General features: G+C 66.3%; 28 protein-coding genes. 9 read left to right on the top strand and 19 right to left on the bottom strand.

All coding sequences use genetic code 11. The annotated features are described in order from the left end of the window. Positions 1–19 precede the first annotated feature (19 nt). From K9B35_RS13255 to tkt, 11 genes are all read right to left on the bottom strand, one after another. Positions 20–616, bottom strand: a complete 597-nt coding sequence (locus K9B35_RS13255; RefSeq protein WP_224922328.1) for a M23 family metallopeptidase — start codon at positions 614–616, stop codon at positions 20–22. Continuing rightward, positions 613–1,641 (bottom strand): L,D-transpeptidase family protein, encoded by a 1,029-nt coding sequence (locus K9B35_RS13260; RefSeq protein WP_224922329.1) that lies wholly within the window; start codon positions 1,639–1,641, stop codon positions 613–615. The genes K9B35_RS13255 and K9B35_RS13260 overlap by 4 nt, the downstream gene beginning before the upstream one ends. A 58-nt stretch (positions 1,642–1,699) precedes the next feature. Then, the gene (locus K9B35_RS13265; protein WP_224922330.1) at positions 1,700–2,107 is read right to left on the bottom strand and encodes a low affinity iron permease family protein; all 408 of its coding nucleotides are present in this window, start codon (positions 2,105–2,107) and stop codon (positions 1,700–1,702) included. A 16-nt stretch (positions 2,108–2,123) separates the two neighbouring features. Continuing rightward, the gene (thiE, locus tag K9B35_RS13270) at positions 2,124–2,813 is read right to left on the bottom strand and encodes a thiamine phosphate synthase (protein ID WP_224922331.1); all 690 of its coding nucleotides are present in this window, start codon (positions 2,811–2,813) and stop codon (positions 2,124–2,126) included. 40 nt (positions 2,814–2,853) lie between these two features. Beyond that, positions 2,854–3,894 carry a hypothetical protein gene (locus K9B35_RS13275; RefSeq protein ID WP_224922332.1) on the bottom strand — a complete coding sequence of 347 codons (1,041 nt, stop codon included), beginning with the start codon at positions 3,892–3,894 and terminating at the stop codon, positions 2,854–2,856. 27 nt (positions 3,895–3,921) lie between these two features. Next, positions 3,922–4,827 carry a fructose bisphosphate aldolase gene (locus K9B35_RS13280; RefSeq protein WP_224922333.1) on the bottom strand — a complete coding sequence of 302 codons (906 nt, stop codon included), beginning with the start codon at positions 4,825–4,827 and terminating at the stop codon, positions 3,922–3,924. Between the two features lie 121 nt (positions 4,828–4,948). Then, entirely contained in the window at positions 4,949–5,359 is a 411-nt protein-coding gene (locus tag K9B35_RS13285; protein WP_224922334.1) for a hypothetical protein, read from the bottom strand. A gap of 2 nt (positions 5,360–5,361) precedes the next feature. After that, positions 5,362–6,552 (bottom strand): phosphoglycerate kinase, encoded by a 1,191-nt coding sequence (locus K9B35_RS13290; protein ID WP_224922335.1) that lies wholly within the window; start codon positions 6,550–6,552, stop codon positions 5,362–5,364. Beyond that, positions 6,549–7,004: an MOSC domain-containing protein gene (locus tag K9B35_RS13295; RefSeq protein ID WP_224922336.1), complete on the bottom strand. Its 456-nt coding sequence runs from the start codon at positions 7,002–7,004 to the stop codon at positions 6,549–6,551. The genes K9B35_RS13290 and K9B35_RS13295 overlap by 4 nt, the downstream gene beginning before the upstream one ends. 286 nt (positions 7,005–7,290) lie before the next feature. Then, positions 7,291–8,298 (bottom strand): type I glyceraldehyde-3-phosphate dehydrogenase, encoded by a 1,008-nt coding sequence (gene gap, locus K9B35_RS13300; RefSeq protein WP_224922337.1) that lies wholly within the window; start codon positions 8,296–8,298, stop codon positions 7,291–7,293. 40 nt (positions 8,299–8,338) lie between these two features. Next, entirely contained in the window at positions 8,339–10,303 is a 1,965-nt protein-coding gene (gene tkt / locus K9B35_RS13305; RefSeq protein ID WP_224922338.1) for a transketolase, read from the bottom strand. Positions 10,304–10,449: 146 nt separating this feature from the next. Here tkt and K9B35_RS13310 point away from each other — a divergent pair, with 146 nt between their 5' ends. From K9B35_RS13310 to K9B35_RS13335, 6 genes are all read left to right on the top strand, one after another. After that, the gene (locus K9B35_RS13310; RefSeq protein ID WP_224922339.1) at positions 10,450–10,635 is read left to right on the top strand and encodes a hypothetical protein; all 186 of its coding nucleotides are present in this window, start codon (positions 10,450–10,452) and stop codon (positions 10,633–10,635) included. Then, positions 10,635–10,922: a cell division protein ZapA gene (locus K9B35_RS13315; protein ID WP_224922340.1), complete on the top strand. Its 288-nt coding sequence runs from the start codon at positions 10,635–10,637 to the stop codon at positions 10,920–10,922. The genes K9B35_RS13310 and K9B35_RS13315 overlap by 1 nt, the downstream gene beginning before the upstream one ends. Before the next feature lie 53 nt (positions 10,923–10,975). Then, a complete protein-coding gene (locus K9B35_RS13320; RefSeq protein WP_224922341.1) occupies positions 10,976–11,227 on the top strand; it encodes a type II toxin-antitoxin system ParD family antitoxin in 252 nt (83 codons plus the stop codon). Beyond that, complete coding sequence (locus K9B35_RS13325) at positions 11,227–11,547, top strand: type II toxin-antitoxin system RelE/ParE family toxin (RefSeq protein WP_224922342.1); 321 nt, start codon at positions 11,227–11,229, stop codon at positions 11,545–11,547. Before K9B35_RS13320 ends, K9B35_RS13325 begins: the two co-directional genes overlap by 1 nt. A gap of 241 nt (positions 11,548–11,788) precedes the next feature. Then, positions 11,789–12,343, top strand: a complete 555-nt coding sequence (locus K9B35_RS13330) for a 5-formyltetrahydrofolate cyclo-ligase (protein ID WP_224922343.1) — start codon at positions 11,789–11,791, stop codon at positions 12,341–12,343. Then, a complete protein-coding gene (locus K9B35_RS13335; protein ID WP_224922344.1) occupies positions 12,340–12,558 on the top strand; it encodes a DUF2842 domain-containing protein in 219 nt (72 codons plus the stop codon). Before K9B35_RS13330 ends, K9B35_RS13335 begins: the two co-directional genes overlap by 4 nt. Before the next feature lie 117 nt (positions 12,559–12,675). Here the strand turns inward: K9B35_RS13335 and K9B35_RS13340 are convergent, their stop codons facing one another. Then, entirely contained in the window at positions 12,676–13,038 is a 363-nt protein-coding gene (locus K9B35_RS13340; protein ID WP_224922345.1) for a PRC-barrel domain-containing protein, read from the bottom strand. Between the two features lie 89 nt (positions 13,039–13,127). On the opposite strand from K9B35_RS13340, the gene K9B35_RS13345 reads away from it, so the two are divergent. Together K9B35_RS13345 and K9B35_RS13350 are read left to right on the top strand one after the other, a co-directional pair. Continuing rightward, on the top strand, positions 13,128–15,005 hold the full coding sequence (locus K9B35_RS13345; protein WP_224922346.1) for a M1 family metallopeptidase: 1,878 nt from the start codon (positions 13,128–13,130) through the stop codon (positions 15,003–15,005). Between the two features lie 100 nt (positions 15,006–15,105). Next, on the top strand, positions 15,106–16,362 hold the full coding sequence (locus K9B35_RS13350) for an EAL domain-containing protein (RefSeq protein WP_224922347.1): 1,257 nt from the start codon (positions 15,106–15,108) through the stop codon (positions 16,360–16,362). Between the two features lie 140 nt (positions 16,363–16,502). Here the strand turns inward: K9B35_RS13350 and K9B35_RS13355 are convergent, their stop codons facing one another. From K9B35_RS13355 to K9B35_RS13380, 6 genes are read right to left on the bottom strand one after another with little or no spacing between them, the layout of a single operon-like run. Then, positions 16,503–16,667: a hypothetical protein gene (locus K9B35_RS13355; protein WP_224922348.1), complete on the bottom strand. Its 165-nt coding sequence runs from the start codon at positions 16,665–16,667 to the stop codon at positions 16,503–16,505. A gap of 1 nt (position 16,668) precedes the next feature. Then, complete coding sequence (locus K9B35_RS13360) at positions 16,669–16,935, bottom strand: hypothetical protein (RefSeq protein ID WP_224922349.1); 267 nt, start codon at positions 16,933–16,935, stop codon at positions 16,669–16,671. Continuing rightward, the gene (locus K9B35_RS13365; protein WP_224922350.1) at positions 16,932–17,273 is read right to left on the bottom strand and encodes a DUF423 domain-containing protein; all 342 of its coding nucleotides are present in this window, start codon (positions 17,271–17,273) and stop codon (positions 16,932–16,934) included. Before K9B35_RS13365 ends, K9B35_RS13360 begins: the two co-directional genes overlap by 4 nt. Beyond that, the gene (locus tag K9B35_RS13370) at positions 17,270–19,090 is read right to left on the bottom strand and encodes a monovalent cation:proton antiporter-2 (CPA2) family protein (protein ID WP_224922351.1); all 1,821 of its coding nucleotides are present in this window, start codon (positions 19,088–19,090) and stop codon (positions 17,270–17,272) included. The genes K9B35_RS13365 and K9B35_RS13370 overlap by 4 nt, the downstream gene beginning before the upstream one ends. Beyond that, complete coding sequence (locus K9B35_RS13375; RefSeq protein ID WP_224922352.1) at positions 19,090–19,527, bottom strand: iron-sulfur cluster assembly scaffold protein; 438 nt, start codon at positions 19,525–19,527, stop codon at positions 19,090–19,092. The genes K9B35_RS13370 and K9B35_RS13375 overlap by 1 nt, the downstream gene beginning before the upstream one ends. Then, complete coding sequence (locus tag K9B35_RS13380; protein ID WP_224922353.1) at positions 19,524–20,099, bottom strand: CvpA family protein; 576 nt, start codon at positions 20,097–20,099, stop codon at positions 19,524–19,526. The genes K9B35_RS13375 and K9B35_RS13380 overlap by 4 nt, the downstream gene beginning before the upstream one ends. Before the next feature lie 110 nt (positions 20,100–20,209). Between K9B35_RS13380 and K9B35_RS13385 the strand changes: the two genes are divergently transcribed. After that, on the top strand, positions 20,210–20,623 hold the full coding sequence (locus K9B35_RS13385) for a teicoplanin resistance protein VanZ (protein WP_224922354.1): 414 nt from the start codon (positions 20,210–20,212) through the stop codon (positions 20,621–20,623). Here K9B35_RS13385 and radA read toward each other — a convergent pair. Then, the gene (gene radA / locus K9B35_RS13390) at positions 20,570–21,937 is read right to left on the bottom strand and encodes a DNA repair protein RadA (protein WP_224922355.1); all 1,368 of its coding nucleotides are present in this window, start codon (positions 21,935–21,937) and stop codon (positions 20,570–20,572) included. The genes K9B35_RS13385 and radA overlap by 54 nt on opposite strands. Between the last annotated feature and the right edge of the window lie 27 nt (positions 21,938–21,964).

A 21,964-nucleotide genomic window follows, 5' to 3' on the forward strand; every position in this document is an offset into this window, starting at 1 on the left:
GAAAGAACAGGCGCGGCCCTTAGCGATCTACGCGCGATCCGGCAAGCAGCAGATAGGGATCGACCGGCGTGCCCTGATGCCAGCGCTCGCCCGGGGCCATCCGGTTGACGCCGAAATGAAGGTGGAAATTGCCGGCGCCGGAATTGCCGGTGTCGCCGACATAGCCGAGCACTTCGCCAGTCCGCAGCATCCTGCCCTCCACGATTCCCGGCGCGTAGCCGGCGAGGTGGGCGTAGTAATAGGTCCAGCCGCCATCAGCCGAGCGTTGGTACAGCGTGATCCCGCCGCCGCCGTTGGAGTAGAACAGCTTTTCCACCCGCCCGTCCGCTGCGGCGATCACCGGCGTGTTGGCGGGAGCAATGATGTCGAGCCCCTGATGTGCCCGTGCGCCCCCGCCACGCGCCTCACCCCAGTTGCTGCGCAGCGTTTCGGCCTTCACACCCTGAACCGGGACAATCAGGTCCCTGCTGTGGGTGACGCGCGGGGACTGAGGCTCTGGCGTAGGCTGGGCGGTCGCGGTGCTCGGCTCGACCACGCGGATCGTCGCGGCGAGGAAGGCGACGACTGCGACGACGCAGCCCCCCGCCACCCACAGGACGATCCGCAGCCGGCTCATTCCTGGAAGATCACCGGGATGCCCGGCGACACCATCAGCGCCAGCCGCGCCGCGTCCCAGTTGGTCAGGCGGATACAGCCATGGCTTTCGCTGCGCCCGATCATGTGGGGCTCGGGCGTGCCATGGATGCCGTAATGCTCCTTGCTCAGGTCGATCCACACCACGCCCACCGGGCTGTTGGGGCCGGGCGGCAGCAGCGCGTCGGGCTTCTTGTCACTGACGTCCCAGAACAGCTTTGGGTTGTAGTGAAAGTCGGGATTGGGCGCGACGCCGTTGATCTTCCAGCTGCCGATCGGCAGCGGGTCGCGCTTGCTCCCGACGGTGACGTTGAACTGTGCCGCGAGCATGCCCTTGGCGTCGAACACGCGCAGCACCTTGTCGGACTTGTCGACCACGATGCGGTTCGCCTTGGGCTGCACCGCGCCGACATTGAGATCGGTCAGCGTCTTGCGCCATTCGGGCTTGATGTCGGCGGGATAGGCACGCGACGCGGGAATTGCGTTCGGCACTTCGATCGGCACGCCGGGCGCGAGGCGGGTGTCGGGGCTGTTGAGTTCGATCAGCACCTGCGGCGTCGTGTGGAACATCTCGCCGAGCTTTTCGAGCGCGGTACGGTAGCCCATCGTCTTGAGCTTCGCCTGCGCCTGCGGGTCGCGCGGCCAGGGGCGGACGAACGGCCCGGCCAGCATCTCGGGGGTTAGGCGCACGATCCGCGTGGGGCGGAGCGCGCGGTGTTCATGCAGCGCCTGCAGCGTGCGCGGGTCGGTCTTACCCGTCACTGGAATCTGACGGGTGATCTGGAACCCCTTGAGCGCCGCCGACAGTCCCTGCCCCTCGCGACCGTCCAACGGTCCGGGCGGAAAGCCGAGATGGTCGAGGATCACCTGAACATGCAGGATGTCGCGGCTGAGCGCGGGCTTCGCCGGAGTCGACTTCTCGGCGGCCCCGTTCTGCGCCTGCACCGCCACTGCGCCACCCGCTGCGAGCGCTACCGCCCCGATCAATCCTGCAACACCCTTACGCACACGCACTCTCCGTCTCGTTACTCGGGGATAACGAGGCATCGCGGCGAGGGTTGCGCGATCAATAGCGATTGCGCAGCCGCTCGACCGTCGCAGCCGGATGTTCCGCCGCATTCGCGCGGACCTCGGCTTCGATCGCGGCACGGATCGCCTCGATCTCGATATCGCTGCGATGCTCGATCCCGATAAACTCGTTGCGCGCGCCCTCCATCGCCCGGATCAGCTCGTCAAGCTTGGCCTGCAGCGCCGCAGCATCGCGGTTCTGCGAATTCTGGATCAGGAACACCATCAAGAAGGTGACAATGGTGGTCGAGGTATTCACGATCAGCTGCCAGGTATCGGAAAAGCCGAATACCGGTCCAGTCAGGCCCCAGCCGACGATCAGCAGCACCGCGACGATGAACGCCAGCGGCTGGCCCGCCAGCGCGGCGATGCGACCGGCGACGATCGTGAACATCCGGTCGAGCATCGTCGGCCCCTTTCGGTCAGCGCGGCTGGTTCAGCAAGGCTTCGAACGCGCGCATCGCAGCCACTTCATCGCCGGCCCACACCCCGCTCGACACGGCAACGAAGTCCGCCCCTGCCGCCACCAAAGGCGCAGCATTGTCCGGAGTGATGCCGCCGATCGCGACGCATGGGATCTCGAACACCGTGGTCCACCACGACAGGATCGCGGGGTCCGGGTGGTGGGTCGTCGGCTTGGTCGTGGTGGGGTAGAAGGCGCCGAACGCGACATAGTCGGCCCCGGCCTCACCCGCTTCCATCGCCAGATGGCGGCTGTCGTGACAGGTCACGCCGATCTGCGCCGCCGGGCCAAGCACGCTGCGCGCCTCGCGCGGGTCGCCATCGCCCTGCCCCAGATGGACGCCGTCCGCGCCCAGCCTTTTGGCGAGACTGACGCTGTCATTGACGATGAACGCAACCTCACGGTCGGCGCAGATCCGCAGCAACGGCTCGGCGAGGCGGGCGGCTTCGTGCTGATCGACATCCTTGACGCGGAACTGGAACGCGGCGACGGGGCCGGCATCCAGAGCCCGGGCGAGCCGGTCAGGGAAGTCGCCATCAACGCTTAGCGGCGAGATCAGGTAAAGCTGGCAGGGCGGCCGTTTGTCGTCGCGCTTGAACTGGGCGGCGAATTCGGGGCCGAGCGGGGGCAGGTCGTCTTCATCATGCATGTCGCGCTGATAGGCTGCGTTGCGCCGAACGGGAAGCCCGTCAACGCGTCCCCGCCATCACCTCTGCCTGACGCGTACCGACGGCATCGAGTTCCTCGCGCGTCGCGCGAAAGGTTACCATCACCGCCTGGAGGTGCTGCAACGTCAGCGCGGTGCTGCCGGCGCGCTTCGCCGTGGCGCGCAGCGCGGCGCTGTAGCGCCCGGCGATGGCGAAGGTGTCGCGGTACATGCCCATGGCGGTATGCGACTTGGTCAGTATCGCCTTCGCGCTGCGTCCCTCGGCATCGGACCCAAGTTCGAGCATGACGGCCATCGCCTTGGCCTGACCGGTCTCGATCGACGCGTTCCCGGCGGCGATCACGCCGTCGATATCATCGGCGATACGCAGCACATCGGCGCCGAACGCCGGATCACGCCGTCGCAAGGACAGGTGCTCAGTCGCGGTCATCAGGCGAGAGGCTGAGCGGAAATAGAGCTGTTCGAACTTCATCGCCTCGCGCCCGGGGTCGCCAGCCTCAAGCGTCGCCATCCACACGCCGGACATGGTTTCCTGCGCGCGGAACATCGCCTTGGCGGAGCTGAGCATCTGCACAAGCGCCGCTTCCGTCGCCTTGATGTCCTTCCGCGCCAGCGCTTTGAGCACCGGGGGGAAGGTATCGAGCACGCCGTCGAGCTGCCCCAGCGTCCGCACCATTTCGGCGTGGACCGCAGGAGTTCTGACCTCTGGCGGGAGTTCGAGCGTCGGAAAATCCGGTCTGGGCAGCGCGTCCAGCTTTTGACGCGCGTCGGCGATCGCGCGCTTGGCAGAGGCGAGCAGGGGGAGGAATCGTCCCTCTACTGCCGCGAAGTTTCCGCCGTTCATGGCGGCCTGCCATTGCGGGCCGAGTGCACGGACTTCGTTCATCGCCGGACTGACCGCGCGATCGAGTTTCAGCACCCATTCGCCATAGGCGAAGAATTCGCGATGCGCGGTTTCGGCCTCACCCGCCGCAACGACCTTGGCGTCGCCTCGGTCAGCGGCGAGCGCGCCATTGACCGGCAGTACGATCAGGCACAGCGCCGCGAGCCACGAGTTACGCATCACTGTCCCCTCCCCCATTTCGCCCCGTCAGGCGGCGGCCATCGCTTTCTTCGTCGACGCCGCGTGAATCGCGTCGATCGCCTCACCCAGCGCAGCGTCGAACTCGGCGTCGGTCATGCCGTGGCGCAGGTCTTCGAGCAATGCGCGGCTGAAGCTGGCGATCATTCCGCGGTTGCGGGCTAGTTCGGCGCACGCCTCGGGGCGCTTGAAGCCACCGGACAGGGCGACGACGCGCAGCACCTTGGGGTGGTCGATCAGTGGGTCGAACAGGCCCGGCGTGGCGGGAATCGACAGCTTGAGCATCACCTGCTGCCCCTCGGGCAGGGCGTCGAGCGACTTGAGGATTTCGTCGCGCAGGATCGCGTCGGCTTCGGCGCGTTCGGGCGACTTGATATTCACCTCAGGCTCGATGATCGGCATCATGCCGTGGCTGAGCACCTGGGCGCCGATCTCGAACTGCTGCTTCACCACCGCGGCGATACCCTCGGCGTTGGCGAGGTTGACGACCGAGCGCTCCTTGGTGCCGAACACGCCAAGCGCGCTTGCCTTGGTCAGCAGCGCATCGAGGTCGGGCATCGGCTTCATCAACTGAACGCCGTTTTCCTCAGCCTCCAGCCCCTTGTCGATCTTGATGAACGGAACGACGCCGCGCTCGATCAGCGCGTGCGGCGTCGGCTTGTCTTCGACATGGCCGTCCATCGTGCGTTCGAACAGGATCGCGCCAATCACCTTCTCGCCGCTGAAACAGGGCGAGGTGATGATGCGGCTACGCATCGCGTGGATCAGGCCGAACATCTCTTCATCGGTCGACCATGCGTCATCGGCGACGCCATAGCCGGCCAGCGCCTTTGGCGTCGAACCGCCGGACTGGTCGAGCGCGGCGATGAAGCCGTTACCCTCGGCGATCTTGGCAGTCATTTCGGCGGTGTTCATCGCTGGCATCCCTGTTCCGACACTTTGTTGCGCGGCCTATTGCAGCGCGACAAGCGGCTGAAAAGCCTGACAACGATAGCCAACCCGGCAGGCCCTCAAATTTGCCGGCATCTTCGCCGGATCACGCGGAAACGCTGGAAGCGCGAAACCGGGGGTCGGGACCGGTAAGCACCCAGTCGTCCGCTTCGCGCCTGAATCCGACCACCTGTTCGTCGTTCGCCGTCTCCTGACGATAGCAGAAGCGCGCATTGGTCGGCTCAACGATCAACAACCACAGCACTGCGTCGTCGGCATATGGCCAGCCCGGTTGCGCCCGCAGCCATGCGGCTGCTTCACGATCGAGGGCGCCGAGCCGGGACAGGAGGCTACGGGAAGAGTCGATCGCCTCGGGCACCACAGTGTCATCGATTACTGGAAGCGAGAGCGTGATACTCCAGGTCCCCCGCTCCAATTCATACTCGGCCTCGCCCGGATAAAGTCGCGGCGAAGCGGCATCGAACGCCGCGAGATAATCCGGGCTGCCTTCGCTCATACCTAGCGCGTCAGCGCCGCCACGCCCGGCAGCTCCTTGCCCTCCATCCACTCGAGGAACGCGCCGCCGGCGGTGGAGACGAAGGTCATGTCGCCCGCGACGCCGGCCTCATTGAGTGCCGCGACCGTGTCGCCGCCACCTGCAACCGAGACCAAAGACCCTTCCTTGGTCAGCGCGGCGACGGTGTGGGCGAGTGCCATGGTGGCGGTGTCGAACGGCTTGGTCTCGAACGCGCCGAGCGGGCCGTTCCACACCAAAGTGCGGCAGTTCTTGAGCACGTCCGCCAGCGCCTCGCTCGCCGCCGGGCCGATGTCGAGGATCATCTCGTCGGCGGCGACCTCATGGACGTTGCAGGTACGCAGCGACGCCGGGTTGGCGGCGAATTCCTTCGACACGACCACGTCATAGGGCAGGTGGATCGTGCAATTGGCCTTGTCCGCAGCGTCGAAGATTTCCTCGGCGGTGCCGGTCAGGTCGTGCTCGCACAGCGACTTGCCGACATTCACGCCGCGCGCGGCGAGGAAGGTGTTGGCCATGCCGCCGCCGATGATCAGGTGATCGACCTTGCCGACCATGGCTTTCAGCACATCGAGCTTGGTCGAGACCTTGGCGCCGCCGACCACTGCGGCGACGGGGTGGTCGGGGTTGCCCAGCGCCTTGTCGAGCGCGTCGAGTTCGGCCTCCATCTGGCGACCGGCGAAGGCGGGCAGACGGTGCGCCAGCCCCTCGGTCGAGGCATGGGCGCGGTGCGCGGCGGAGAAGGCGTCGTTGACGTAGAGGTCGCCGAGCGCGGCGAAGCGCTCGACCGTCGCAGGGTCGTTCTTTTCCTCACCGCCGAAGAAGCGGGTGTTTTCGAGCAGGCCGATGTCGCCCGGCTGGAGCGTCGCGGTGGATTCAGCGTCGCCCTCCCAGTCGATATAGCGGACCTCGCGGCCGAGCACTTGGGCAAACGGGCGGGCGAGTTGCGCGGTCGAAAGTTCGGGGCTCGGCACCTTGGGGCGGCCGAAATGGGCGAGGATCAGGACGATCGCGCCCTTGTCGGCGAGTTCGGCGACGGTCTGCACCGCAGCGCGGAAGCGGTTGTCGTCAGTGACCGCGCCATCGGCCATCGGCACGTTCAGGTCTTCGCGCACCAGCACCCGCTTGCCGGTGATGTCGCCCATATCGTCGAGGGTCTTGAATGCACGCGTCATGGTTCGATCCTGATGCTGTCGCCGACGGCAATGCTGCCGGGCGTGATGACTTTGGTGAGCGCGCCGCCGCGCCAGTCGGGGGTGAGCGCGGCGCGGAGCCCCTCGGCCAGTGCCTCCATCCGTTCACACGGATTGGTTTCGCAAGTGATTTCGAGGACGACATCGGCGCCGATGCGGATGCGGACGCCGGGGGTCTGGGGCAGGTCGAAGCCTTCGACCAGCAAATTGGCGCGGCGCTGTTCCCACGGGATCGAATGGCCGACCTGCGCCATCGCGGCGTCCCAGTCGTTCGATTCGATCAGGCTGACCTGACGCCGGTACGGCTGGCCCTTCATCGCGCCGCGAAAATCGCCGCCGATGCCGCCTTCCAGCGTGACGGTGGCGTGGTCGATAACCTCCATCGGCCCCTTGGGGATGGCGTGGCGGGCGATGCCTGTGATGCGGCCAGTCATGCAATCGCTCCGGTTGAGCGGGTAGCGGGGCACCCGTTCCTGACAAGTCTGACGTTTTTGCCCATGTATGCGCGGGTGTCAGGCTGACGGTTGAGGCTGACGGTTGCGGTTGGGAGGGGGTGACGCTGCGTCATGGTTCGACCCTAACCGAAAGGGGCGGCTGTAGGAAAGCGGCCGCCTGCCGATCCGGTGGTTTGGCGGGGTGACAGGCCCTCCCCCAGCCCCTCCCGCAAGCGGGAGGGGAGCTTATTGCGCCCCACCGCTTGCGGCAGTGTGGTTGTTGGGTTCAGCCCAGCTTGGCCATTGCGCTGGCGGTGTCGACCATACGGTTCGAGAAGCCCCACTCGTTATCATACCAGCTGACGACGCGGACGAGCTTGCCGTCGATGACGGCGGTTTCGAGGCTGTCGATGGTCGACGATGCGGGATTGTGGACGATGTCGATCGAAACCAGCGGCTCGTCGCTATAGGTCAGCACGCCGACCAGCGGGCCGCTTTCAGCCGCCGCCTTGAGGATCGCGTTGACCTCTTCCTTGGTGGTGTCGCGCTTCGGCGTAAAGGTCAGGTCGATCAGCGAGCCGTCCGGCACGGGGACGCGCACCGACGAGCCGTCGAGCTTGCCCTTCAACTCGGGCAGCACCTCACCCACGGCGCGGGCGGCGCCGGTGGTGGTCGGGATCATGCTCATCGCCGCAGCGCGGGCGCGACGCAGATCGTCATGGATCTGGTCGAGGATCTTCTGATCGTTGGTGTAGGCGTGGATCGTGGTCATCAGGCCACGTTCGATCCCGATGCTGTCGTTCAGCACCTTTGCCACCGGGGCGAGGCAGTTGGTGGTGCACGATGCGTTCGAGACGATCGTGTGGCCGGCCTCAAGCTTGTCGTGGTTGACGCCATAGACGACGGTCAGGTCGACATTTTTGCCGGGGGCCGAGATCAGCACCTTCTTTGCGCCCGCGTCGAGATGCTTCTGGCAGCTGGCGCGATCGGTGAAGAAGCCGGTGCATTCAAGAACCAGATCGACGCCGTTCGCCGCATGCGGCAGGTTGGCGGGATCGCGCTCCTTGGTAACCTTGATGCGCTTGCCGTCGATGATGATGTCATCGCCATCGGCGCTCACGGTGCCGGGGTACTTGCCGTGCACGCTGTCGCGGCTGAACAGCCACGCGTTCGACTTGGCATCGGCCAGATCGTTGATCGTGACCAGTTCAAGACCGCTTTCCGGGCGCTCCAGGATGGCGCGCGCCACGAGACGCCCGATGCGTCCGAACCCGTTGATCGCTACCTTCGTCATTCGAGTCTCCTTTTAGCGGCAAGCCGCAAGATGATGGGCCTTAGACGGCAAGCCGTTCGATAATCTGGGGCACGATCGCGTCGGCGGTCAGCCCGAAATGCTTGTACAGGTCTTCGGCGGGACCCGACGCGCCGAAGCCGTCGATGCCGAAGTTGAGGCCATTGAGGCCGGTGTAACGCTGCCAGCCAAAGGTGCTGCCGGCCTCGATCGACACGGTCAGCGCGTCGGCGGGGAGGATATCGGCGCGATAGGCAGCGGGCTGGGCGTCGAACGCCTCGGTGCAGGGCATGGAGACGACATCGGCACCGATGCCCTGCGCTTCAAGGGCGGTGCGGATATCGGCGGCGATCTCGACTTCCGAACCGGTGGCGAGGAGGACGACCTTGCGCGCGGCCTGTGCCGACTGGAGGCGGTAGCCACCCTTGGCGATATCGGCGACTTGGGTTGCATCGACCAGCGGGCGAAGGTTCTGGCGGGTCAGCACCAGCATCGACGGGCCATCGACGGTGCGCAGCGACAGATCCCACGCCGCCGCCGTCTCGACCGCATCGCACGGACGCCACACGTTGAGGTTCGGCATCGCGCGCAGGCTCTGCAGATGCTCGATCGGCTGGTGGGTCGGGCCGTCTTCGCCAAGGCCGATGCTGTCATGCGTCATCACATAGACGACGCGCGCGCGCTGGAGCGCTGAGAGACGGATCGCGCCACGGGCATAGTCGGAGAAGACGAGGAAGGTGCCGCCATAGGGGATGATGCCGCCGTGCAGCGCCATGCCGTTCATCGCCGCAGCCATGCCGAATTCGCGGATGCCGTAATAGACATAGCGACCGGCATAATTGTCGGCGGTAAGCGGACCGGTTGCCTTGGTCTTGGTGTTGTTGGAGCCGGTGAGGTCGGCCGAGCCGCCGATCAGTTCGGGCAGGTTTTCGGTCAGCGGCTCAAGCGCCATTTCGCTCGACTTGCGGGTCGCGACCTTGGGCGGGTTGGCGAGCAGGTCGGCGATGTAGGAATCGAGGTTGAAGGCAGGCAGGTCGCCGGCCATGCGGCGCTCGAACTCGGCATGGTCGGTGTGCGCCGCGAGACGCGCCTTCCAGTCGGCATGGGGTGCGGCACCGCGCTTGCCGGCGTCAAGCCAGGCGGCGCGGATGTCGGCGGGGATGTCGAACGGTTCGTGGCTCCAGCCAAGCGCTTCGCGGGCTGCGGCGACTTCGTCCGCGCCGAGCGGCGAGCCGTGAACCTTGCTGGTGCCGCCCTTGTTCGGGGCGCCCTTGCCGATCACGGTCTTGCAGCGGACCAGCGAGGGGCGCGGATCGGCGAGCGCGGCGTCGAACGCGGCGGCGATGCTGGCCGGATCATGACCGTCACAGGCGACGACGTGCCAGCCGGTCGCTTCGTAGCGGGCGGGGATATTCTCGCTCGACGACAGCGACACCTTGCCGTCGATGGTGATGTCATTGTCGTCCCACAGCACGATCAGGCGGCCGAGCTTGAGGTGGCCGGCAAGGCCGATCGCTTCGTGGTTGATGCCCTCCATCAGGCAGCCGTCACCCGCGATCACCCAGGTGCGGTGGTCGACGATGCTGTCATCGAACACGGCGTTGAGATGGCGTTCGGCGAGCGCCATGCCGACCGCCATCGCGAGGCCCTGACCCAGCGGGCCGGTGGTGCATTCGATGCCGGGCAGCTCGAAATTTTCCGGGTGGCCGGCGCAGGGGCTGCCGACCTTGCGGAAGTTCTTGATGTCGTCGAGCGTCGGACGGGCATAGCCGGTCAGGTGCAGCAGCGAATAGATCAGCATCGAGCCATGGCCCGCCGACAGCACGAAGCGGTCGCGGTCGGCCCATTTGGGGTCGGTCGGATCGTACTTCAGATAGTCGCTGAACAGCACGGTGGCGACATCGGCCATGCCCATCGGCATACCGGGATGGCCCGAATTTGCGGCCTCCACCGCGTCCATCGACAGGGCGCGAATGGCGTTGGCGCGGTCGGCGAATGAAATGGTCACGGCATATCCCCTATCGGGCCTGCGCGCGTCGCGTTGAGTCTCGCCACGGCCCGGCGAATCGAAGTTGGCGTGCCAATGGGGCGCGCGGGCGCGTGCGTCAACCGGGCGGGGTTGCGGGTTGGGGAAAGCCCCCCTATCCACCCGGCATGGCGGATGCGGCACCTTCCGCGCTTGACCGGATCGAGCGCGCGCTCACGCGGATCGAGGCGGCTGCCACGCGGCGCGCCTTCGACGCCGAACGGCTGGAACACAGGCATGCGGCACTGCGCGGCCGGGTCGAGCAGGCGATTGCCGCGCTCGATGCGGTGATCGCGCAGGAGGGCGAGGACTGATGGGTCAGGTCACGCTTACCATCGCCGGGCGCTGCCACACGATCGCCTGTCGCGACGGCGAAGAACTGCATCTCGAACGGCTCGGCGCGCTGCTGGAGCGGCATGCCGAAACGGCGGTGCGCGCGTCGGGCGGGCTGAGCAGCGAGCGGACGATGCTGTTCCTCGCGCTGATCCTCGCCGACCAGTTGGACGAGGCCGAACGCAACCCGCCGGGGGGCGTGTCGCCGGTGCTGCTCGAGAATTTGGCGGATCGATTGGAGGCGGTCGCGGCGGCGCTCGAGCAATAACGAAAATTGTGCATTTTTTGTTATTGGTGTAGAGTTTTCGGCAGGAGGCCGAGATGAACGTTTCAATTGGTGAACGCTGGGAAGACTATGTCGCGGAGATCGTGAAGTCGGGTCGGTATGGCTCGGCGAGCGAGGTCGTTCGCGAAGGGTTGAGGCTGGTCGAGGAACGCGAGTTCAAGCTGAAGGCGCTGCGCGATACGCTGAATGCATCGATCGAACGCGGCGGCCAGCATAGCCCCGAGGATGTTCGTCAGTCCGTCGAGGCAGCGCTGGATGAATGGGAAGCCGATCGCGCAGTACGCTAATGCGTCGGTTGACCTATACGAGCGCCGCCAGGCAGAATCTGGTGGAGATCGCCTTAGGAATCGCCGAACGCAGTGGCAGTCGTGCGGCCGGAAGCGCGTTCGTCGCCAAGCTGGAAGCCCGGTGCGAGAAACTGGCGGCGCTTCCCGGCTTGCTTGGGACGATGCGGCCCGAATTACGCCCAGGCATTCGATCGATCGTTTACACCAATTATCTGATCTTCTTTCACTATGTCGGTGACGTGATCGAGGTGGTCGCGATCCTGCCCGGACGCCGCAATCTTGAGCTGTTGTTTGAGGCTTACGCCGCCAACCCCCATTGATCCGTGAGCACCGCGCGCCTAGATTGGTGTCGGCGGGTACTGCCCGGTGCGAGCTTTAGCGATTATCCCTGAGGCGATTCATCATCCATGGGGGCTGTCCCTGTTCAGACCCTGGTCTGTGGCACATGGTCCCCACCTGACGTAAAACGGCGTCAGAGGATATTCAAGCAACGGCCCATGGTGGTCCCGCCAACGAATTTTGTCAGCGAGGCTCAGGCTTCGCGTAAAGCGAAGCACGACGATGGCTGACGATAAACGGACATTACGCGCCCGGATGCGCGCGCTGCGCGACGAGTTCGCGATGACCATCGGTGGTGTCATCGAACCTCCCCCTGCCCTGCTCGCACGGTTTGCGCCCGGCGTGATCGTTTCATCCTATGTGCCCGTGGGCAGCGAGGCCGATCCGACCGCGATTGCCTGGGCGGCGCGCGAGGCGGGGTGCACGATCGTGCTGCCGCATGTCACCAGCCGCGAGTCGCCGGTGCGCTTCTTTGCATGGGAGCCCGAACATGCGCTGGTCGACGGGCCGCTGGGGTTGCGCCAGCCCGATGATAGCGGGCTGGAGTGCGATCCCGAGATCGTTCTCACCCCGTTGCTGGCGTTTGACGCGGCGCTGAACCGACTGGGTCAGGGTGCAGGACATTACGACCGGGTGTTCGAGCGGCTGCCAAATGCCTGGCGAGTCGGTATCGCCTGGTCGGTGCAGCAGGTTGAGGCGCTGGCGGTAGATAGCTGGGACATGCCGCTGCACGGCGTGATTACCGAAGCCGCCGCATTCGGCGAGGTGGCAGCATGACCCCGTCCTGGCGCAAGCCCGTTGGCGCGTTCGTGATCATCGCGCTGATCCTGATCTGGTGCGTCGCGGTGGCGAGCCTATCGCGTATCGTCGGCCAGTGGCCGGCCCTCGTTCAGATGGTCTTCTACGTCTTCACCGGGATCGTGTGGATCCTGCCGTTGAAGCCGCTGTTGCGGTGGATGGAGACGGGGCGGTGGGGGCTCCCCAGGGGTTGATCCACCTTCACATCATTCGTTTGCCCTGAGCTTGTCGAAGGGTGTTTCCCGCTCCTTCGAGTTGCGGCTCGCGGCGCTTCGACAGGCTCAGCGCAAACGGTGTTGAGCGCCCTTTGATCAGAGGCGCGGGACGCCGTAATAGGCGTAGACCTCTTGCCCATAGGCGCGGTCGTAGGTCGGTTCGTCGCCCTCACGGTCGTAATTGGGCGCGTTCTCGAGCTTTTCCTTGCTCAGCGACACCACATAGCCGCTCTTGTCGGTGTCATAGGTCAGCGCCTGCCACGGCACCGGATAGTGGCGGTGGCCGATGCCGAGAATGCCGCCGAACGCCATCACGGCATATTCGGCCTGGCCCGATACCTTGTCGACCATGAAGCGTTCGACGTGGCCGAGCTTTTCGCCCGCGGTGTCATAGACGGCGGTGCCTTCGACCCGGTCGGATGCGATCAGGGGGTTGGGGCTGTCGACAGTCGTGTTCATCGCGTCTCTCCTGAGGTTTTGGGATATTGCGATCAACGCATCAGGGCCGTGCTTGTGCCATACGGGCCGGGGTCGTAGCAGGTGCAGCCATGCGTATCCTGACCCTCGCAGCATTGCTGCTCGCCTCCGCCGCCCCTGCCCCTGCTCTTGCCCAGACCGCCAAGGTCGCGCCGGTGCTGACCACGCCCGAGGCAAAGGACGTGTGGACCTATGCCCGCCCCGCCGAAGCGCGGGTCACGCATGTCGATCTCGACCTGAAGATCGATTTCGACAGCAAGACGATCGGCGGCGTGGCGACGCTCGACGTGCTGGCGGCGAAGGGCGCGAAGGAGATCGTGCTCGATACGCTCGACCTCGACATTGCGGTGGTGAGTGACGAGCGCGGGGTCAAACTGGCGCATCGTGTCGGGGCCAGCGATCCCCAGCTCGGCGCGCCGCTGACGATCGAGCTGAACGGGGCGAAGCGCATCCGCATCGTCTATCGCTCCAAGCCCGGCGCCCGCGCGCTGCAATGGCTGACGCCCGAGCAGACGCAGAGCAAGACCCTGCCCTTCCTGTTCAGCCAGGGTCAGGCGATCAACAACCGCAGCTGGATCCCGACACAGGACAGCCCCGGCATCCGCCAGACCTGGGCCGCGACGGTGACGGTGCCCGAGGGCTTCGTGCCGGTGATGAGCGCGCAAATGCTGGACGGCGCGACGGGCACGCCGGCGCCGCAGGGGGGCCGCAACTTCCGCTTCAGGATGGACAATCCGGTCCCGCCCTATCTGATCGCGATCGCGGTCGGCGACCTCAAGTTCAAGGAAGTCGGGCCGCGCAGCGGCGTGTGGGCGGAGGCAGGCATGCTCGACGCCGCCGTGTCCGAATTTGCCGATGTCGAAAAGATGATCGACGCGGCGCAGGCGCTGTACGGCCCCTATCGCTGGGGCCGCTATGACATGCTGGTCCTGCCTCCGTCCTTCCCGTTTGGCGGGATGGAGAACCCCAATCTGACCTTCTTTACCCCGACGATCATCACCGGCGACCGGTCGAACACCGATGTGCTGGCGCATGAGCTGGCGCATAGCTGGTCGGGTAACCTCGTCACCAACGCGACCTGGGCGGATGGCTGGCTGAACGAGGGGTTCACGACCTATTTCGAGAACCGGATCATGGAGGCGCTGTACGGCACGGAGCGCGCGGCGATCTATTCCGACCTCGACTATGCCGGGATGCTGCGCGACGTGAAGAACGCCGGTGGCGATGCCGCGCCCGCAACGCGCTTGCATGGCGCGCCGGGCGAAAGCGCGGGGCAGCTCGATTACCTCAAGGGCAGCACATTCCTGCGCACGATCGAGTATGCGGTGGGGCGCGACCGTTGGGACCCGTATCTGCGCGGCTATTTCGACCGGCACGCGTTTCAGCCGCAGACCAGCGCTGGGTTCCTGGCGGACATCCGCAAGCATCTGATCAAGGGCGACAAGGCGCTGGAAGCCAAGCTGCAGCTCGACCGCTGGGTGTTCGAGCCGGGGATTCCGTCCAACGCGGTTCAGGTGAAGTCGGAAACGCTGGCGAAGGTCGATGCGCAGCTCGCGGCGTTCAACGCGGGCGGGCCGGCGGCGGCGATCGACACGACCGGCTGGCAGACGCAGCAGTGGAAGCGGCTGATCGACAACCTGCCCCGCCAGCAGAGTGCGGCGCGGCTGGCCGAGCTGGACGCGGCGCTGGGGCTGACCAAATCGCAGAATGCCTATGTCCAGTCGGCGTGGTTCGACCTCGCCATCGCCAACCGCTACGAGCCGGTGATCCCCGCGCTGGAGGGGTATCTGACGCGGGTCGGCCGCAATCTGCTCGTCACGCCGCTCTATCGCGGGTTGAAGGCACAGGGCGCATGGGGCGAGCCGATTGCGCAGCGCATCTTTGCCAAGGCGAAGCCGGGATATCATCCGGTGACGGTGGGCGCAGTGACGCGCATTTTGGGTAGCTGACCCCGTCAAATTCGATCGCCGCTGACCAAATCTTCATATTGTTTCGGCCAAAGTTCGAACGAAGCGCGACAGAATTCGCGGTACGAACGGGGTTGGAACGATGGTTGAGGGAGAAACGCTTGGCGCAACCGCACTGCGTGAGATTATTTCTCATGCCAGTGACGCAACGAGTTCGGATGCGATCATCTCCCGCGCGTTGCAGGCGGTGCGTGCGCATCTCGGGCTGCAGGTTGCCTATGTGTCTGAATTTGTTGGTGATGATTCGGTGTTCCGTGTCGTCGATGCGCCGGGGCTGGAGCATCTGGCCAAGGCCGGCGACGTTCACTCGCTCGACGATGTCTATTGCCGCCATATCCTGGCGGGGCGGCTGCCCGAGCTGATCCCCGACACCGCCGCCGAACCGATCGCGATGGCGATGCCGATCACCGCCGCGGTGCCGATCGGCGCGCATGTCAGCGTGCCGATCCGGCTGTCCAACGGGCGCACCTATGGCATGTTCTGCTGCCTTGGCCCGTTCGCCAGCCCGACGCTGAACCCCCGCGACCTGGGCATGATGCGCGCCTTTGCCGATCTGGCCGCGTTCGAGATCGAGCGTGATCTGGGCAATCGCGAGGAGGCGACGGCGTCGCGCACTGCGATTGAGGCGATCATGGCTGATGGCCTGATGGAGATTCACTATCAGCCGATCGTCAGCCTCTCGCAGGGCCGACCTGCGGGGTATGAGGCGTTGGCGCGGATCAGCGTTGAACCCTATCGCTCGCCCGACAAGTGGTTCAATCAGGCCAGCCTGGTGGGCATGGGCGTCGCATTCGAATTGTTCGCGATCGACCGCGCGCTGCAGGGCCTGTCGCAGCTTCCCGACCATGCCTATCTGTCGGTCAACGCGAGTCCCGCGACCGCGACGTCGCCGGAGCTGCCCGCGATCCTGCGCCGCGCGCCGCTGGACCGCGTGGTGCTGGAAGTGACCGAGCATGACCGGGTTTCGGACGTCGCCATCCTGCTTGAGCGGCTCGCGCCGCTGCGGGCGGAGGGGCTGAAGATCGCGGTGGACGATGCCGGATCGGGCTATAGCGGGCTGCAGCAGATCATTCAGATGCGGCCCGATCTGGTGAAGCTCGACCGCTTCCTGATCGAGGATATCCAGCATGATCCAGGTCGGCGCGCGCTGGCCGCCGGGCTGATGATGTTCGCGCGCGATACCGGCAGCCGGCTGATCGCCGAGGGGGTCGAGCGCGAGGATGAGCTGGCGGTGCTGCGTGCGCTGGGCATCGACCTGATCCAGGGGTATTTGCTGGGGCGGCCGCAGTCGCTGGCGGCGATCCGGGATGGGGCAACCGAGCTGCGGGCGGCGGGGTAGAGCGACGCGCGACACATCTGCATCGCTAACGCCCGTTTGCCCTGAGCTTGTCGAAGGGCCGTAGCCTGACGCCACTGGGTCCGGGAGCGGTGCTTCAACAAGCTCAGCACAAACGGATTGAGTGGAGCTTGGCTAAGCCATCACAGGCTGCGCTTCCCCCTGGTCCGCCCGGTCAGGTGAAAGCCGAAACAGCGGTCGCAGCGATAGGGGCGCAGGGTGATGGTTGCGGCCAGCGCAGCGGCCTTGGCCGCATCCTCGCCCGCAAAACGCCGCTTGCGACGGCAGACGCTCAGCCGCGTCCGCATATTATTGCAGGCACCCGCCAAAGGTCAGATGCGCCAGAACCTCACTGAGAAAGAGTGCAGGCAACAGCCCGATCAGCGACAGCCCAGCGCCTGCAACCCGTTCGATCGGTGAGCGGAGCAGCACCAATGGCGCCACGACCCCTGCGCATAAGGCGAATAGCATAAGATAAACGGTAGGCTGTGGTGCGAGAAACCCTATCCACGGCGTCAGCGTCATGGCGACACCCGCCAAACCCGCAACCAGCCATTTCCGGCGCACGGTCGTCACTGCCCGCTACGGCCCAATCCGTGCCATGCGAGCCACAGCCAGCCGACGATCAGCGCGGTGCCGCCAATCGGGGTGATCGCGCCCAGCCAGCGCGGTGCGCCGAACGCAATGGCGTAGAGCGTGAAGGCGAAGATCGCGGCACCGGCGACGAACAGCCAGCCCGCACCCTTCGCGCCCATCTGCACTGCGACGAGTGCGGCGACGACATGGACCAGCTGATAGGTCGCGCCGGTGCGCAGCCATTCCGCCGCCTTGCCCTCCGCACCATGTGCGCCGAATGCGCCCGCGCCGACCGCGATGGCGCCGGAGAGCGCGGCAAGTACAACTAGCCAGTTCATCCGCATTCGCTCCCAGTGGCGGGTTTGGGTTCCAGCGGATCGGGCGCGTCACGTCGCCCCGGGCGCCAGTCGAGATCGGGATCGCCGATGATCGCTTCGCGCGCGGCAGTCAGGCTGCCTGCTTCATGCTGGATGCGCAGCCGTTCGCGGTCGCGGCGGCGGTAGAGATCTTCGGTGCGTTCGATCTCCTCGATGTCGACGCCGACCGCAGCCATCGCCTTGCGCGCCATGACGATCGCGGACTCAAGCACTTCGCGCACGACGCCAGCGGCCGGACCGCCCTTGAGCTTGAGCAGCGCGCGGCGGTCATAGGCGCGCACGAAGATCGATGCGTTGGGGAAGGATTCGTGGACCGCCTCGACCAGTTCCGGTTCGATCTTGTCGCCGTCGAGGCAGAACAGGATCAGCTGCGCCTCCCCCGCTCCGGCCTGGCGGAGCATGTCGATGCGCGTGCCGTCGCCATAATAAACCTTCGCGCCGAACTGGCCGGCGATGTCGATCATCTCGATATCGGTGTCGATCAACGTGACCGCGATGCCCTGAGCATTCAGCATCTGGCCGACCGTCTGGCCGAAGCGGCCATAGCCGACGATCAGCGCGTTCGATCCGTCCGACACCGGGCCTTCGCGCTCGCCCTGCGCCTCGACCGCATCGGCGCGGAAGCGTTTGGTGAACATCATCAGGAACGGGGTGGTAGCCATCGACAGGGTGACGACTGCGCTGAACACGCTGACCGCTTCGGGCGCGATCAGCAGGGCGTTTTGTGCCTGGGCGAACAGGACGAAGCCGAACTCGCCGCCCTGGCTGAGCAACAGGCCAAGGCCCAGCGCCTGCCGCCACGGCATTCGGAATGCCATGGCAAGGCCGGTGATGACCACCGTCTTGGTCGCGATCAGCGCGGCGGCCATGCCGAGCACGAACACCGGGCGCTCGGCGATGGCGGACAGGTCGAGCATCATGCCGACCGAGAGGAAGAACAGGCCGAGCAGGATCGAGCGGAAGGGTTCGATATCCGCCTCGATCTCGTGCCGGTACGGGCTGTCGGCGAGCATCACGCCCGCGATGAACGCGCCGAGTGCCGTGGACAGGCCAATCGACTGCATCAGCGCGGCGGCGCCGACGACGGTGAACAGGCCCGCGAAGACGAACAGCTCACGCTCGCCCCAATTGCCGATCAGGCGGAACAGCGGGCGCAGCAGATAGCGACCGGCCAGCACCAGCCCGGTGATCGCGGCGACGGTGTAGATCGCGAGCAGCCAGCCCGGAGGCCCCTCCGCATCCGCCGGATTGCGGCTGAGGATGGCGATGATCGTGATCAGCGGGACGATCGAGATGTCCTGAAAGAGCAGGGTCGAAAAGGCACGCTCGCCGAACGGGGTGCGCATGCGGCCGGCGCTTTGCAGCATCGGGAGCACCTGCGCGGTCGAGGACAGCGCGAGCGGGAGGCCGAGGGCGAGCGCCGCGGAGACCGAGAAATTGGCCCCGTAGCCGATCACCACACTGAGCGCGACGCCGCACAGGACGACCTGGAGCAGGCCGAAGCCGAAAATGTCGCGCTTCATCCGCCACAGCCGCGCGGGGCTGAGTTCGAGGCCGACGAGGAACAGCAGCAGGGCGATGCCAAATTCGGCGATGCCCATCTTGCTTTCGGCGCCGCCGACCAGGTTCAGCACCTGCGGACCGACCAGCGCGCCGGCGACGAGATAGCCGAGCGTCGCGCCCAGCCCCATGCGGCGGAAGATCAGGACGAACAGCAAAGCGAAGCCGAGCAGCGGGGCGCTTTCTGCAACGAAGCTGTGTGCGGCGCTGTGGTCCATCAGGCGGCCTTGTCGCGGCTGGCAAGCGCGGCGGCCTCGGCCACCGCCTCAAAGGCGAGGCGGATCGAGGGGTGGCGCGCGCTGTGCGGGAGTGCGGGGGTGAACAGGTCGAGGCCGGGCCATTCGGGCGGCGTGTCACCATCCCCCGCCAGCCAGTTGGTCAGGGCGGCGCGGGTGGCGTCGAGTTCGGCGGGAGTGCGACCGATCGCGTGCGCGCCCATCAGCGACGCCGCCGCCTGCCCCAGCGCACACGCGCGGACCTGCATGCCGAGCGCAGCGACGCGGCCTGCTTCGTCGAGATCGACATCGACCGCGACGCGGCTGCCGCACACCGGCGAGCGTTTCTCGACGCTCGCCATCGGGTTGGTCAGTCGCTCGTGATAGGGGATGCTCGCGGCGAGCCGCAAAATCTGATTGTTGTAGAGCGGGGCCGTCATGGCTCCGATGTAACCTCACCCGACCCGTTCGCAAGCTCTGCGGCGTCGGTGTCGTTGCCGAACACCGGTTCGCCGCGGCGGCGGCGGTCGACGAATTCGGCGATGCTGGCGCTGGTGGCGTTGAGCAGCGGATAGGTGCGGCCCGCGGTCATCCATTCGGGGCGCTGCGCCGGGCCGCCGGTGACCGTATCGACGACCATCGCGACGAGCAGGAAGGCGAGGCTGGCGAGAATCAGGCCCTTCACCGCGCCGAAGCCGACGCCGAGCGCGCGATCAATCGGCCCAAGAAAGCCGGATCGGGTGCGCGACCCGATCGAATTGGCGACCATCCGCCCGCCGAAATAGGCGACGCCGCCAAGCAATGCGAACGCGAGCACCGCCGCCCCCTGAACCGTCCCGACCGGCTCGGTCAGCGCGGCGGCAACCGGCGTGTGGAGAAAGCGGATCGCAGCTACGACGAGCAGCCACGCCATCAGCGACAGCACTTCGGTGACGAAACCGCGCATCGCCCCGGTGATAGCCGCTGCGCCGATGCCCAGCAGCACCAAGATGTCGATTGCCGTCAGTCCCATTTCGCCCGCTCCCTCGGTCTCGCGCTCATAGCGGGCCGGAGCGGCGGCGCGAAGAGCGTTTCGATGGGTTCGGGTTGCGCCGGGCGCGCTTCCTCCTCACCTTATGGGCAATGATCTGGCTTCGTCGCTTCTTCCTTGTCGCCTTTTGGGCGGCGCTGATCTTCGCCTTCGTGATGGCCGTCCTGCCCAAGCCTCCGGCGTTGCCGGGCGCACCGGGGGACAAGGTGCAGCATATCATTGCCTTCGTCACGCTGACCGCGCTGGCGCGGCTGGCCTATCCGCGCGCGCGGGCGCTCACTCTGCTGCTTGCCTTTGCCCTGTTCGGGGCGCTGATCGAGCTCACCCAGATGCTGCCGGCGCTGGGGCGGACGGCGGCGCTGGACGACTGGATCGCCGATGTTGCGGCGACCATGGTGGTGCTGGCGGTGCTCGACCCGGCGCGGCGCTTGCTCGCGCGGCGGCGGACTCGGTCAGCGCCCGAGCATGTGGTCGACAAATCCGCCGAGGTTGCGGAAGCCGGTTAGCGCGACGCTGCCCTCCTTGGCCTGAGCAGCGGGCACGAGCGCGCGGGTGAAGCCGAGCTTGCCCGCTTCCTTGAGCCGCAGCGCGCCGTGGGCGACCGGGCGCACCTCACCCGACAGCGCGATTTCGCCGAACGTGACCATGTCGGTCGGCACGGGCCGTTCGGACAAAGCGGAGATCAGCGCCGCCGCGACCGCCATGTCCGCCGCCGGATCCTGAACGCGATAGCCGCCGGCGATATTGAGATAGACTTCGCTGGTCGCAAAGCTGAGGCCGCAGCGCGCCTCCAGCACCGCGAGGATCATCGCCAGCCGGCCGCTGTCCCAGCCGACCACCGCGCGGCGCGGGGTCGCGCCGGATGCGAGGCGGACGACCAGCGCCTGAATCTCGACCAGCACCGGACGCGTGCCTTCCAGCGCGGGGAAGACGACGGTGCCGCTGACGCTTTCGTCGCGGCTGGTGAGGAACAAAGACGACGGGTTGCCAACTTCGGTCAGCCCCTCGGTCTGCATCGCGAATACGCCGATCTCGTCGGTGCCGCCGAAGCGGTTCTTGACCGCGCGCAGGATGCGATACTGGTGGCTGCGCTCGCCCTCGAACGCCAGCACGGTGTCGACCATATGTTCGAGCACGCGCGGGCCGGCGAGGCTGCCGTCCTTGGTGACATGGCCGACCAGCACGAGCGCGGTGCCGCGTTCCTTGGCGAAGCGGATCAGTTCCTGCGACGATGCGCGCACCTGGCTGACCGTGCCGGGTGCGCCCTCGATCAGGTCGCTGTGCATCGTCTGGATCGAATCGATCACCAGCAGGTCGGGCGGGCTTGCGCCGCCGAGCGTGGTGAGGATGTCGCGGACGCTGGTCGCCGAGGCGAGCTGAACCGGGGCATTGCCGAGACCGAGACGTCGGGCGCGCAACCGCACCTGATCCGCCGCTTCTTCGCCCGAGACATAGGCGACGCTCTTGCCCGCCAGCGCCATTTTCGCCGCCGCCTGAAGCAACAGCGTCGACTTGCCGATGCCGGGATCGCCGCCGATCAGCGTTGCCGACGCCTCGACAAAACCGCCGCCCAGCGCGCGATCGAGCTCGGCAATGCCGGTGCCCATCCGCGCGGGGAGCGGGATGTCGGCGTCGAGCCCGGACATCAGGATCATCCGCCCGCCGCCCTGCAGGTTATGCTTCGCCTGAAACGGCGTCACGACCGCGCCGGCATCCTCGACCAGCGTGTTCCACTCGCCGCAATCGACGCATTGCCCCGCCCATTTGGACGAGACCGATCCGCATTGCTGGCAGACATAGCGCTTCTGGGGTTTGGCCATGCGCGTGCCTAACCCGAGTGGAACGAA

It is taken from the genome of Sphingomonas sp. R647 (assembly GCF_020177055.1).
Lineage (GTDB): Bacteria > Pseudomonadota > Alphaproteobacteria > Sphingomonadales > Sphingomonadaceae > Sphingomonas.